Consider the following 11,904-nt stretch of genomic DNA (forward strand, 5'->3'; position numbering starts at 1 on the left):
ATCGAATCTTAAACGTCACGCCATGTCCCGTTCGGGAAGATTAAGTGTTCGTCCCCGAAAATCCACATCGTGACCACGAGCATACGACGGGCGGCAGCGTTCGCGGCAGTCGGAACGGTAGCCCTCGTTGGATCGGTGCTGGTGGCGGGCGTGGCCGCACTGTTCGCCGCAATCGGTGCGCTCGCGCTTGTCGTTGACGATGGGGTCGTGTTCGACCTGTTCGCACGGCCCAGTGACCGCAGTGAAGGGAGGCTTCGCGGCCTCGCTGCATTCTCCTTCGCCACCGCAGGGCTGGCCATGCTCGTCATCGTCGTCGATCTACCGACACGCGTGTTCGTCGCCGCCGTCTGTCTGCTCGTCTATGGAAACCTGGTCGAACAAGTCGCCCGTTCGTGGAGTAATACGGCGATCACCGCGACAGCAGGTTTCACGGTCGGTGGTTTCGTCGCGGCGTTCGCTGCGCAGGTCGTCGTTTTGACCGTCAGCGATGCACCGATCGATTCGATGATACCCATCCTCATTTTCCTCGCCGCGAGCGGCGCACTCCTAGCAGGACTGCTCCGCTCCGTCCTGTTCGAGCGCGACGACCCACTGGTGATGTTCTCCGTGGCGCTCCTCCTGTGGCTGTTCGCCGACCTCACCGTGACGGTGACGCCGCTCGAAGTCGCGATAGCGATCGCCGTCACGGTCGGCTTTGGCTACATCTCGTGGGCGCTCGATGCCGCTTCCGTAACCGGGATGCTCACCGGCGTTCTCCTCGCGCTGCTCACCATCGTCCTCGGTGGCTACCCGTGGTTCGCCGTCCTCATCTCGTTTTTCGCGTTGGGGGCGCTGTCCACGAAGTTCCGCTACGAACAGAAGCGGGAGAACGGCGTCGCGGAAGCCAACGAAGGCGCACGTGGAGGTGGAAACGTTCTCGGAAATGCCGCAGTCGCACTGTTCGCAGTGCTGGCGTTTGCTGCCAGTGATCGCTTACCCGTCGCCAATACCGTCTTTCTCTTCGCGTTCGCGGGAAGCATCGCAACCGCGATGAGTGACACCCTCTCCAGCGAAATCGGGGGCGTGTTCGATAACCCACGGCTCATTACCACGCTCAAACGCGTCGAACCGGGTACCGACGGAGGCGTCACGTGGCAAGGCGAGTTGGCCGGTGCCCTCGGGGCGATCGTCGTCGCAGTCATCGCCGTCACGTTGTTCGGGACGATCGGACCGCTCGGCGGCATCGTCATCGCGATGGCCGGTATCGGTGGGATGACCGTCGACAGCCTCCTCGGTGCGACTATCGAAGGAGAGAGAATCGGGAATCAGAGCGTCAACTTCCTCGCGACGCTCTCGGGAGCGCTCTTGGGTGCGGGGCTCTCGCTGCTGGTAGGGCTACCGGCGTGATTCGGGAAGCGACCACTGCTGACCTTCCACGTCTGCGTACGATTCGGACGTGGCTCGCCGAACCGGCACCGGAACTGTTAGAAACAGCGCTTTCGGGGGGCGGACTCGCCTTCGTTTCGACTGCAGAGGGTCGGCCGGTCGGCTACGTCCTGCTGATGATTTCGGACGACGCGTACCTCGCAGAGCTCGTCGTCGAGCCGATGCATCGTCGAGAAGGGCGGGCCACGGAGCTGTTGAAAACAGCGATGGCGATGGCACGGGAACGGGACTGTGAACACGTTTCGCTTACGGTGCACGAAGCGAACGAATCAGCACGGATGCTGTACGAATCGTTTGGGTTCGAGTTGTGGCGAACAGTGTCGGATTACTACGCCGATGGCGGAACTGCCCTCGTGTATGGAAAACGTTGCTAAAGCTGGTCCACCGTCAAGATACGAACCGTCGTCGGTTTTTTGACGAATTCGCCCTCGTCACGGGCGACGATCTGTTCGACGCCACGTTGGGCCGAAATGTCCAAGATTCGCTGACTGAGCGTTCCATCGAACACGACAGCGTGTGGAACGGACTCCGCACGTTCGATGGCGTCGAAGGTTTCGGCGGCGGGTGCTTCCGCGAGAATCGAATAGTCATCGTCCAGCAATCGTACCGTCTCGGATTCGGCCTCGATGACCGTCCTCGCATGGCTTCGGATCGTTTGTGGTTCGCGGTCCGGAGTGTCGAGGTCGGTTGCATCGTCCAACGGTTCCGATTCGACAGCCTCGGCCACGAGTGAGTCGTCTTCGGCGACCGCCGATTCGTCGTCTGACTTCGATTCGCTCCCGTGGGACGTGTCGGCAACGGTTTCGCCAGTTTCGACTTCGGCACTGGATTCGACCCCGTCGTCGGGCGAGTCCGTGGTCGATGGCTCGATGGGACGTTCGGTATCCGTCTCGTCGTTTTCGGGAGCAGGAAGCGCACTACCGTCCGTCGCGGCGGCGAACTGTGTCTCGTCGCGTTCGAATCGGTCGAGTGGGCGTTTCTTTCGGAGGGCGGACATCACCTCGTCGCGAGAGAGGTCTTCCACGGATTTCCCGTCGGGGGCGACGGCCACGTAGTCGATATCACCGACCTGTTCGAGTTCCTTCAGGATGAGGTCACCGCCACGATCACCATCGAGAAACGCGGTCGTCGTGCACTCCTGCGTGAGGTCTGCGACGGCATCCGGGACGTTCGTTCCTTCCACTGCAATGGCGTTTTTGACGCCGTATCGGAGAAGCGTCAACACGTCCGCGCGACCTTCGACGACGATGATGGCGTCGGTGTTCGTGACGTTCGGTCCGGCCGGAAAGCCTTCGTATTCGGTGATGTCTTCGACGCGGATGCTCTGGCGGACTTCGGCCAGGATCTCACGACTCGTCATTACGTCGTCATCGAACGACGACGACAGGAGTTCCTTTGCGCGGTCGACGACTTCCCTCCGCTTCGCGGTTCTGACGTCTTCGATGTTGGCGATGCTGACGCTCGCGCGACACGGGCCGACGCGCTCGATAGTCTCGAGTGACGCCGCGAGGATCGCCGTTTCGACTTTGTCGAGACTGCTGGCGATGGTGACGGTACCGAACGATTGGCCGTGTTCGCTCTCGACGCGCACGTCGATACGGCCAACTTTCGAGGACTGCTGGAGGTCCCGTAAATCGAGGTCGTCGCCCAGCAGCCCTTCGGTTTGCCCGAAGATCGCGCCGACGACGTCACTCCGTTCCACCACCCCGTCGGCGGTAATGTCTGCGTGAATGAGGTATTTCGCTGTATCGTCCATGAGTGATGAACTGCCCCTGTGAAGGGCGTGATTGTGATGCGTCCATGAGCCGTGCCATGGATACGTCTCATTTTCGCGCTTGAACGCTGAAATAGCTGTCGTCACCAGCGTTCTCTCCTTCGATTTTGCGTCAATTTTTGCGAAAATTGAGAAAATTATTACAATATTTGAGCAGAATGTATGATCAGCCGTCCAGCCCCGCCAATCGTTCTGCACCGTTGACAAGTGATGATTCCGGAGTATCGGGGTCATCGTGTTCGTAGATTATCCATTCAGCCCCAGCCCGGAGAGCAGCGTTCACGCAATCCGCCACGTTCACATCGCCCTCGCCGAGTTCGACCGGTGAGCCATCGGCAGTGTCCTTCAGATGAACCAACGGAACGTTTCCGGCAAGACAGTCGAGAAGCGAATACGGGTCACGGCCCGCGGCGACGACCCAACCCACGTCGAGCTCGATATGAACGTCGGACTCCGCGATGAAGGCGTCAAAACCGGTCCTGTCGCCGATTTCAGCGAACTCGTGGTCGTGGTTGTGATAGCAGAGTGTCGAACCATGTGCTTCGACCCGTTCCGCGAGGGCATCGAGTCGATGTGCAGTTTCCGTCGCCGTCGTCTCGCTGTCGAAGTTCGATTCGTCCAGATACGGCACGACGAGCCTGTCACAACCTATTTTGTGATACGTTTTCACTACCGCCTCCGTGTTTGATTCGAGTTCCTCGATCGGGACGTGTGCCCCAGCGGCGTCGAGTCCCGCAGTATCGAGTGCATCTGCCACGATTTCGGGGTCGGAATCACCTAACCCCGCGAACTCCACGCCGTCGAATTCGGTCTCGCCGACGCGGGCGAGCAGGTCGGGGAGCGATTCGTCCAGTTCACGGAGCGTGTACAACTGAATCGCAGTGCGTGCCATGGCGCTTCTGGGTCTTCTACGGTGTTAGCCGTTGTCACTAGATTCGAGCGATCAGTTCGGCAATGAACGGGACTGGAGTAGTTTTGAAGACAAATTTTCTTCGAAGGCGTATTTCGAAAGTGATTGGTAAATCTTATCATCTCGCGGTCAGACAGTTGGGTCGATGAATAACGACTCCGCACGAATCGGTTGGATGGTCGTTTTCGCGGTGATTATCGCGTTGACGATACCGTGGTTTCTCTGGGGAGACGGGCAAGTACTGTACGGTCTGCCGGTGTGGCTTTGGTGGCACATCGGATGGATGGCGGTCGTGTCACTCGTGTTCAAACTGTTCGCGGACCGAGCGTGGGGACTCGGCATTGAGGAGAGCATATGAACGAGACGACGCTCCAATTGGGCATCGTCGGCGGGTATCTCCTCCTTTCACTGCTCGTTGGCCTGTTGGCGTATCGACTGACCGACCGAAGTGCGGAGGATTACTACCTCGCCAGTCGAACGCTCGGGACCGTCGTCCTACTGTTCACCACGTTCGCGACGCTCCTGTCGGCGTTCACGTTCTTCGGGGGACCGAACCTCGCCTACGGCTCCGGACCGGAGTGGATCCTCGTGATGGGGCTGATGGACGGCGTGCTGTTCGCCGTGCTGTGGTACGTCGTCGGCTACAAGCAGTGGCTTCTCGGACGGGAACACGGCTACGTCACCCTCGGGGAGATGCTCGGTGACCGATTCGGGTCACCTTTGCTCCGTGGACTCATCGCCGGAATCAGTCTGTTCTGGCTGTTCCCATACGTGATGCTCCAGCAGGTTGGGGCGGGAACCGCGCTGGAGGCGCTGACCGGCGGCGAGCTCTCCTACGCGATGGGTGCAGGTCTGGTGACGGTGTTCATGATAGCCTACGTCGTTCTCGCGGGAATGCGCGGTATCGCGTGGACGGACACGCTGCAAGGGGCGTTCATGCTCGTGATGGTCTGGGCCGCCGTGCTCTGGGTGCTCGCCGAACTGGGCGGGATGAGTTCTGCGACTGCAACCCTCGCCGAATCGAATCCCGAATTCCTCTCGCTCGGCGGCGGCGTGTACTCCCCACAGTGGATGCTCTCGCAGGCCATCGGCATCGCCTTCGGCGTGGCGATGTTCCCGCAGGTCAACCAGCGGTTCTTCGTCGCCGGGTCGAAGAAAGTGCTGAAACGAACCTTTTCGCTGTGGCCGATTATGGTCGTCCTGCTGTTCGTCCCGGCGTTCATGCTCGGCGCGTGGGCGCGCGGCCTGCCAATCGACGCCGCAGACCAGAACGTCCTTTCCGTCCTGCTCGCCGAGTACGCACCGGCGTGGTTCGCCGCGCTGGTCGTCGCGGGTGCGATGGCCGCGATGATGTCCTCGTCCGATTCGATGCTGCTCTCCGGGTCGTCCTATTTCACCCGCGACCTCTACCGTCCGTTCGTCAACCCAAACGCCAGCGACGGTTGGGAGGACACCCTCGGCCGAATCGGCGTCGCCGTCTTCGCACTCGCCGCGTTCGTCGCGAGCCTCTACACGCCGAAAGCCATCGTCGAAATCGGTTCGACTGCCTTCGGCGGGTTCGCTCAACTCGCACTTCCCGTCATCGTCGCGCTCTACTGGTCGCGGGTGACACGAGTGGGGATGTACTTCGGCATCGTCGGCAGTCAAGTGTTCTACCTCGCAAGTGTGTTCCTGCCGTTCGTGCCCGGCAGTTACGCCGGATGGCTGGCATCGGTCGTCGGCATGGTCGTCGGACTGGTGCTGACGGTCTCCGTTTCGACCGTTACGTCGCACGCATTCAACGAGGAGACGAATCTCTACTTCGACCTACAAGCCGATTAGTTGGAAACGCGGATTTTTGATCGCTGAGTTTTCTGGGATCGCTTTTCAGAAGTTGCATGGAGTCTTGATCGGTACTCTATTACTTCAGGGATAGCTGTTGCCGACAACAAACGAAGCCACCGGAAGAGCTTCGCTCTTCCGAGGCCGTCATCCGCTAAGGAACCGCCACCGCCGGTTTCCCCACTCTTCCCCGCCAGCGCGTTCGCACTCGTGACGAACGAAGTGAGGTACGAGTACGACTCCGCGCTGGCGGGGCCATCCGGATGGCCGATCAAGCAATGTGGCGCGCACTGACGTGGCGTCGAGTACACGGTCGTCCGAGACGCCATCGTCGGAGCTGTGCGAGGGATGAGCGAAGCGAATCGGTTGGGGAGGGTGTGGCTGTCGCGGGACGGTGGCGGTGGCCGTTTGATTGGAGTCGGCGATACCTAGCGACAAATTGGCACCACCCTCTGTCACCCGTAGCACGCGTACACCGATGGTAGCTACTCGCTGTTCGTTTCGTCGCGGTGGCTTCCAGTTATCATGAAGAAGTTCTGAAACACCAAATTCGACACACAAGAGACACGCGAGCCGAGAGAGTTGACGACGAGTTTAAATCTACTTCATGAGAACCGACTTGTATGCAAACACACATCGTTCCGGTCGGATTCGACTACGACCGGCTTATCGCGCCACTCGTGCGCGACCAACTCGACGTCGACCGCGTTATCCTCCTCGAAGGCGCGGTCGGAAGCGAGGCAAACGTCGAGTACTCCCGCAACCTCTCTCGAAAGCTCGGCAAGGATTTCGAGAACCTACTTGGTGCGGAGACGGAGCGAGTGGTGTTGGAGGATGTCTACGACTACGACGCAGCGTTCGAACAAGCCTACGACCGAATCAACACGGAACTCGACGCGGGCGGGGAAATTTGGGTGAACGTCAGTTCGATGCCACGAACGGTGAGTTTCGCCTTTGCGACCGCGGCCCACTCCATCATGGTCGAGCGAGAGAGCGATCGTCAGAAGATACACACCTACTACACGGCTCCGGAGAAATATTTGGAAACCGAGCTCGCCGAGGAACTGCGGGAGGAAATCGACTTGCTCGCGTCGGTGCGCGACGGCGACGTGGACGAAGCGCGAATCGAGATCCGACTCGAAAGCGCCCGAGATCTGCTTTCGGAGTTCGACGAGCGGGGAACGACCATCGGCGCGAAGGAAATCGATGGACGACACATCGTGGAACTACCGGTCGCCTCGTTTTCGAACGTCAAACCCTTCGAGGAACTCATTCTGTTTACGCTCGGGGAACACGGCGAGTTCGAAAGCGTGAGCGAACTCGCCCAAGCGCTCTCCAAGGATCTGAACGAGGAGTACACCGACAGCTTCAGGTCGAAAGTCATCTACAACGTCGATAGATTGGGTCCGGGCGGGAAAGGCTATATCGAGCAGGAAGAGCACGGGAAGTCCCACCGAACGCGACTCTCCCGAATAGGGGAGTTGTGGGTACGATCCCATACGAACGGCGAAATGTAGACCAGCACGGGTTCGAGAGGGCAAGACGTGCCCCACGAGCGGCGAGTGCGAACCGGACCGATCATTCTCCCCGTTTCCGTTCTACCAGCCTGCGTTCCATTCTTCGCGGAGTTCGTCCAAGAGGCCCTCCGACTCCAGCGCTGCTATCCCTTCCTCTGCGAGCGTCCACTGCCCTCCATGACGGTGTAACAGCCCGTCGTCGGCTAAACGGGTCAGTACCGGCCCGATACTTCCATCGGAAATCCCCGTTCCATCTCGAATTTCGTTTCGGGTATATGCATGGCCATCGTTCGCGGCGAGAAACGCCATCGCACGGCGACCGTTCGTCCCTTCCTTGACAATCAACGAAACTTTCGACGGTTGATTCAAATCATCATCGTTCCCGAACGTCATGGTAGTTATTCGCACGGGCATCTACTAAAATGTACTCTCGGATACAGTGATAATCGGGAGTACATCTCGGATACTGACGAACGGCGATGTCCCGAGGAGTTTCGTTTCACGACAGTTCGGCCGTCTACCGAACGTCGTCAGTTCGGTCGCTCCAATTTCTCGACTCGCGTCGTGAGCGCCAGGAAGGTCGCCAACAGGGTCAGCGTAACCGCACCCGCCGCCGCGATTTCGTGGGCCGGTGTCGGATGGCTGTACCCGACAGCAAGCACCTCCTGCGCCGGAAGTGCGGTGTGGTGTGGTGTCCCGACGATGGGAAGAAAGTAGTCCACGATATCGTTTCCGCCGTACCAGAGGACGGCGACGAAGACGGCACCGACCGGAAAGTCGCTGTAGCGGTGGATGAGAAACGCCTCGGCGACCATTCCGAGGTGACTGACGAACAGGAACGTGTACATCGGCCAGCCGACCCCGATGAAACCCGAAAAGAACGCCGCAAGGACGAACGGCGTCCACGCTCCGAGCTTGATACAGCCGAAGAACGCGAGAGCATTCACCCACTCCGTGTTTCGGTCGAGTTTCCACAGGCCGAGCGAGAGCGCGATAAACAGCGTGGCGACCGGACTGTCAGGGACGAATAGCCACGTTTCGGGGGGTTCGACCGCGAACTGCCACGTTATGAGTGGGTCGGAGAGCGGAAGCGGATGAAAGCCGTAGTACCAGAAACCGAACACCGTACCGACGAGGTTGATAGCGACGATGGCCCACGCCATTCGAAGGCCGAAATCCTCCAGCCACTGCGGAAGCGGCGCGACGTACCACGGGAGATCATCTCGGGCCGGAAGGTCGGTCATACTCGCGGGCACGGATGGTCGAGGCAAAGAGCCTTCGATACGGTTCAGAGGACGCGATTTTGGACCGGACGAGCGACGAATCGCGGAACGCCGAGCAATCGGTACGTCTTAAGCCCCACGTTCGTTAGGGACAACCATGGCAGAGCCGACCGACATCGAGGAACTGAAGCGTGGAACGGAACTCGTCAAGCGCGGGTTCGCGCGGATGCAAAAAGGCGGCGTCATCATGGACGTCGTCAATCCGGAACAGGCACGAATCGCGGAGGACGCGGGCGCGGTCGCGGTCATGTCGCTCGAAGCGGTTCCGGCGGACATCCGGAAACGCGGCGGCGTGGCGCGAATGGCGGACCCCGCCGACGTAGAGGAGATCATCGACGAGGTGTCCATCCCGGTCATGGGCAAGGCACGTATCGGCCACTCGGTCGAAGCCCAGATTCTGGAGTCCATCGGCGTGGACATGATCGACGAATCCGAAGTGCTCACCCCCGCGGATGATGCCTATCACATCGACAAGCGCGAGTTCACCGCCCCGTTCGTTTGCGGTGCACGGAACCTCGGCGAAGCACTCCGCCGAATCAACGAGGGCGCGGCGATGATCCGAACCAAAGGCGAGGCAGGTACGGGCGACGTGAACCAGGCCGTTCATCACCAGCGGACCATCAAAGGAGCCATTCGGGAACTGCAGGGTAAGACTCACGAGGAACGCGAGATGCTCGCCCGAGAGCTCGAAGCACCAGCCGAACTCGTCCACGAAACGGCCGAAGCAGGGCGGCTTCCCGTCGTGAACTTCGCGGCAGGTGGCATCGCGACACCCGCCGACGCCGCGCTCATGATGCACCACGGCTGTGACGGTATTTTCGTTGGATCAGGTATCTTCGGGGCGGAGAACCCACGGGTCATGGCCAACGCGATCGTCGAAGCGACGAACAACTGGGACGACCCCGAACGTCTCGGCGAAATCAGCAAGGACATCGGGGCAGGCATGAAAGGCGAGGCCAACGTGGATCTACCCGAAGAGGAGAAACTCCAAGGCCGCGGGAACTAGACACGACATATCATTTCACGCAGGTGTTTGGCACACGCTCGCAGCCTGCAGTTGGGTATTTGAATCGAAGGGTCCGTCGTTTACACGGCACCACCGTTTCCGAACCCATGATCGTGCGGCTGAAACTGCATGAGCTGTTCGACCCGGTTGGCCTTCGCTAACAGTACCTCTTTTAGCTCGGGTGGGTTGCGAATCCGAGTGTTTTCGAGTAGGTCGTCGGGGACGACGAGGGTTCGGTCCGGCACACCCTCCTCTGCGTGCACGGAGAAGTGTTGCTGGTCGATCTTCATCACCAGTGGCCAGTCGAGTCGCTCGACGCCGTCGCCGCTCGCGTAGAGTGCTTGGTTGACGCGCTCGTGGTCATCTCGGGACATGACGGCGTGGTCCGCCCGATGTGGTTCGACGTACAGTCGCCCGAGGTAGTAGCCGCTGGAAAACGACTCGAACATGATAGACAGTAACACACAAGAGGTAATAGTTATATAGCAGTTATGCAAAAGCATTATATAGAAGGGCAGACATAGTATATAAATAATTCTATTCATTTCGGCCATGCAACGATGACAGCAGTTCTTTTAGTTGTTCACTACACGGTGATGAATATGGAGATTCCCGACCGGTACGCCCGCTACTATCTCGAAAATACGCCAAGCTTAGTGTGGTTGCTGGTCGTGAACTCGCTGGCAATTCTCGTTGGGATTCGGTTTTACGTCGAGACGATGCCCGAGGTACCGACGTTTCTCTGGCCACTGTACGTCGATTCACCGATGGCACTGGCCCTCGTCACTGCCTCGTTTCTGACGCTGTTACCCAATCTCGGCAATCGACTCTCCAACGCGCCGCAGAACCTCCCTCTTGCGTACCTTCACACCTTTGCGTTCGTCTGGCTTGTCAAGTTCGGCATCTGGACGTTCGTCGCACTCAACCTCGGATTTTCGGCGTATTTCGGTCCGCCATGGAACCCAAACGCGGTCTGGGATTACTGGGGAATCGTCATCACCCACCTCGCGTTCGTCGTCGAGGCGTTTCTCATCCCCCACTATGGGCGAACGACACGTGGGGCGTTGGTCGCGGCGCTCGGCGTCGCATTGGCAAGCGACGTTCTCGACTACGGGTTCGGGTTTCATCCACCACTTCGTTACGAACCCGGTGTCTTGCTCCCTCTTGCAACAGTTGTTCTTTCAGTGGTTTCCGTCCTCGCCGCAGACCGAGCATTCGAGCGGTTAGAGTGAATTTAATCGGCTTTTAAACTCTCTTTCCGTCTCTCGTATCTCCATCTCGAGATGTGAACAGAACGAACGAATTACCGTCTTTTTAAAAGAAGGGACAGTAATGAACTACTGATGCACGCCATTCGCGCCGTCCTGTTGGCGACGCTCACAGTGTGTGGGTTCGCCGTCGCTTTGCCGACCGCTGCCGCACCGTCGTCCACGGAACCAGCAAACGTCTCCCCGAACGCATTCCAAACCGATCAGAACACGACGAGTTCTAACAGCACACTCGGCGCTGAAATTTCGTCGTTCATGCAAGTCAGCACCTCACAAACAAAAGGCACGGTCGATACCGGCCTCTGGGTTGCCCGCTTCAACAACACCGAAAACAGGTCGGCGCGACAGTCCCTCGTCAGACACCAAGTCGCGGATTTGGAGACCGAACTGGAAGACGTGCGACAGCGCAAACAAGCCCTCGTCGAAGCACGAAACAACGGGGAAATCAGCACCCTACGGTATCAGGCACGAATGAGCGAAATCGTCGGTGAGATTCGTTCCCTCGAAAACGCAATCAACGAGACGAAACCGCGGGCGGAGAAGGTCGGGGTCGGAAACAGGAAACTCCGGAACATGAGTGAACAAACGAAAACCGTCGGCGGTCCCGAAATATCCGAGGTCGCTCGCTCGCTTCGTAGCGTGAGCGTCCCGGGCGAAAACGCGAACAACTCGACGAACACACCCGGAGTCGGCAACGGCAACGGTTCGAACGGGAGTGCAATCGGAACGACACCGGGAAACGATAACACCAGCAACGGAAACATCGGCGTCGGCAACGGGAACTCCTCGGGCGGCATCGGAAACGGAAAGAACGGCAACAGCTAAAACGGCAGAAAACGGCGTCTGAGCGTCCAATGACGAGTCTTTTGGTTTGGTGCCACATATCGGCAACGTTCGCTC

At 59.2% G+C, this 11,904-nt stretch carries 14 protein-coding genes; 8 read left to right on the top strand and 6 right to left on the bottom strand.

Annotated elements, in window-relative coordinates; translation table 11 throughout:
- Positions 1-69: 69 nt before the first annotated feature.
- Complete coding sequence (locus OOF89_RS04170) at positions 70-1,386, top strand: DUF92 domain-containing protein (protein ID WP_266078740.1); 1,317 nt, start codon at positions 70-72, stop codon at positions 1,384-1,386.
- Positions 1,383-1,799, top strand: coding sequence for a GNAT family N-acetyltransferase (locus tag OOF89_RS04175; protein WP_266078742.1), 417 nt, complete (start codon positions 1,383-1,385; stop codon positions 1,797-1,799). Before OOF89_RS04170 ends, OOF89_RS04175 begins: the two co-directional genes overlap by 4 nt.
- Here OOF89_RS04175 and dnaG read toward each other — a convergent pair.
- Both dnaG and OOF89_RS04185 read right to left on the bottom strand, forming a co-directional pair.
- Positions 1,796-3,181, bottom strand: coding sequence for a DNA primase DnaG (gene dnaG, locus OOF89_RS04180; protein ID WP_266078744.1), 1,386 nt, complete (start codon positions 3,179-3,181; stop codon positions 1,796-1,798). The genes OOF89_RS04175 and dnaG overlap by 4 nt on opposite strands.
- Positions 3,182-3,365: 184 nt before the next feature.
- Positions 3,366-4,091 carry a sugar phosphate isomerase/epimerase family protein gene (locus OOF89_RS04185; protein WP_266078745.1) on the bottom strand — a complete coding sequence of 242 codons (726 nt, stop codon included), beginning with the start codon at positions 4,089-4,091 and terminating at the stop codon, positions 3,366-3,368.
- Between the two features lie 163 nt (positions 4,092-4,254).
- On the opposite strand from OOF89_RS04185, the gene OOF89_RS04190 reads away from it, so the two are divergent.
- Together OOF89_RS04190 and OOF89_RS04195 are read left to right on the top strand one after the other, a co-directional pair.
- Positions 4,255-4,467, top strand: a complete 213-nt coding sequence (locus OOF89_RS04190; protein ID WP_266078746.1) for a DUF3311 domain-containing protein — start codon at positions 4,255-4,257, stop codon at positions 4,465-4,467.
- Positions 4,464-5,930: a sodium:solute symporter family protein gene (locus OOF89_RS04195; RefSeq protein WP_266078748.1), complete on the top strand. Its 1,467-nt coding sequence runs from the start codon at positions 4,464-4,466 to the stop codon at positions 5,928-5,930. Before OOF89_RS04190 ends, OOF89_RS04195 begins: the two co-directional genes overlap by 4 nt.
- 147 nt (positions 5,931-6,077) lie before the next feature.
- On the opposite strand, the gene OOF89_RS04200 is transcribed toward OOF89_RS04195, so the two are convergent.
- Positions 6,078-6,368 carry a hypothetical protein gene (locus tag OOF89_RS04200; RefSeq protein WP_266078750.1) on the bottom strand — a complete coding sequence of 97 codons (291 nt, stop codon included), beginning with the start codon at positions 6,366-6,368 and terminating at the stop codon, positions 6,078-6,080.
- 185 nt (positions 6,369-6,553) lie between these two features.
- On the opposite strand from OOF89_RS04200, the gene OOF89_RS04205 reads away from it, so the two are divergent.
- Positions 6,554-7,447 (top strand): HFX_2341 family transcriptional regulator, encoded by an 894-nt coding sequence (locus OOF89_RS04205; protein WP_266078752.1) that lies wholly within the window; start codon positions 6,554-6,556, stop codon positions 7,445-7,447.
- A gap of 81 nt (positions 7,448-7,528) precedes the next feature.
- Here the strand turns inward: OOF89_RS04205 and OOF89_RS04210 are convergent, their stop codons facing one another.
- Both OOF89_RS04210 and OOF89_RS04215 read right to left on the bottom strand, forming a co-directional pair.
- Complete coding sequence (locus OOF89_RS04210; RefSeq protein ID WP_266078754.1) at positions 7,529-7,840, bottom strand: MarR family transcriptional regulator; 312 nt, start codon at positions 7,838-7,840, stop codon at positions 7,529-7,531.
- 137 nt (positions 7,841-7,977) lie between these two features.
- A complete protein-coding gene (locus tag OOF89_RS04215; protein ID WP_266078756.1) occupies positions 7,978-8,691 on the bottom strand; it encodes a DUF1405 domain-containing protein in 714 nt (237 codons plus the stop codon).
- A gap of 136 nt (positions 8,692-8,827) precedes the next feature.
- Between OOF89_RS04215 and pdxS the strand changes: the two genes are divergently transcribed.
- Positions 8,828-9,736: a pyridoxal 5'-phosphate synthase lyase subunit PdxS gene (gene pdxS / locus OOF89_RS04220; RefSeq protein ID WP_266078758.1), complete on the top strand. Its 909-nt coding sequence runs from the start codon at positions 8,828-8,830 to the stop codon at positions 9,734-9,736.
- An 80-nt stretch (positions 9,737-9,816) separates the two neighbouring features.
- On the opposite strand, the gene OOF89_RS04225 is transcribed toward pdxS, so the two are convergent.
- Positions 9,817-10,185: a DUF5802 family protein gene (locus OOF89_RS04225; RefSeq protein WP_266078760.1), complete on the bottom strand. Its 369-nt coding sequence runs from the start codon at positions 10,183-10,185 to the stop codon at positions 9,817-9,819.
- A 153-nt stretch (positions 10,186-10,338) separates the two neighbouring features.
- Between OOF89_RS04225 and OOF89_RS04230 the strand changes: the two genes are divergently transcribed.
- Positions 10,339-10,968, top strand: a complete 630-nt coding sequence (locus OOF89_RS04230; RefSeq protein ID WP_266078762.1) for a DUF1405 domain-containing protein — start codon at positions 10,339-10,341, stop codon at positions 10,966-10,968.
- A 111-nt stretch (positions 10,969-11,079) separates the two neighbouring features.
- Positions 11,080-11,829: a DUF7096 domain-containing protein gene (locus OOF89_RS04235; protein ID WP_266078763.1), complete on the top strand. Its 750-nt coding sequence runs from the start codon at positions 11,080-11,082 to the stop codon at positions 11,827-11,829.
- Positions 11,830-11,904 lie beyond the last annotated feature (75 nt).

This window comes from Haladaptatus caseinilyticus (assembly GCF_026248685.1).
GTDB lineage: Archaea > Halobacteriota > Halobacteria > Halobacteriales > Haladaptataceae > Haladaptatus > Haladaptatus caseinilyticus.

Coding starts and splice junctions, on each gene's coding strand:
- OOF89_RS04205 (WP_266078752.1), top strand. CDS start 6,554: ATGCAAACACACATCGTTCCGGTCGGATTCGACTACGACCGGCTTATC.
- OOF89_RS04225 (WP_266078760.1), bottom strand. CDS start 10,185: ATGTTCGAGTCGTTTTCCAGCGGCTACTACCTCGGGCGACTGTACGTC.
- OOF89_RS04235 (WP_266078763.1), top strand. CDS start 11,080: ATGCACGCCATTCGCGCCGTCCTGTTGGCGACGCTCACAGTGTGTGGG.
- OOF89_RS04190 (WP_266078746.1), top strand. CDS start 4,255: ATGAATAACGACTCCGCACGAATCGGTTGGATGGTCGTTTTCGCGGTG.
- OOF89_RS04230 (WP_266078762.1), top strand. CDS start 10,339: ATGGAGATTCCCGACCGGTACGCCCGCTACTATCTCGAAAATACGCCA.
- OOF89_RS04185 (WP_266078745.1), bottom strand. CDS start 4,091: ATGGCACGCACTGCGATTCAGTTGTACACGCTCCGTGAACTGGACGAA.
- pdxS (WP_266078758.1), top strand. CDS start 8,828: ATGGCAGAGCCGACCGACATCGAGGAACTGAAGCGTGGAACGGAACTC.
- OOF89_RS04195 (WP_266078748.1), top strand. CDS start 4,464: ATGAACGAGACGACGCTCCAATTGGGCATCGTCGGCGGGTATCTCCTC.
- OOF89_RS04215 (WP_266078756.1), bottom strand. CDS start 8,691: ATGACCGACCTTCCGGCCCGAGATGATCTCCCGTGGTACGTCGCGCCG.
- dnaG (WP_266078744.1), bottom strand. CDS start 3,181: ATGGACGATACAGCGAAATACCTCATTCACGCAGACATTACCGCCGAC.
- OOF89_RS04210 (WP_266078754.1), bottom strand. CDS start 7,840: ATGACGTTCGGGAACGATGATGATTTGAATCAACCGTCGAAAGTTTCG.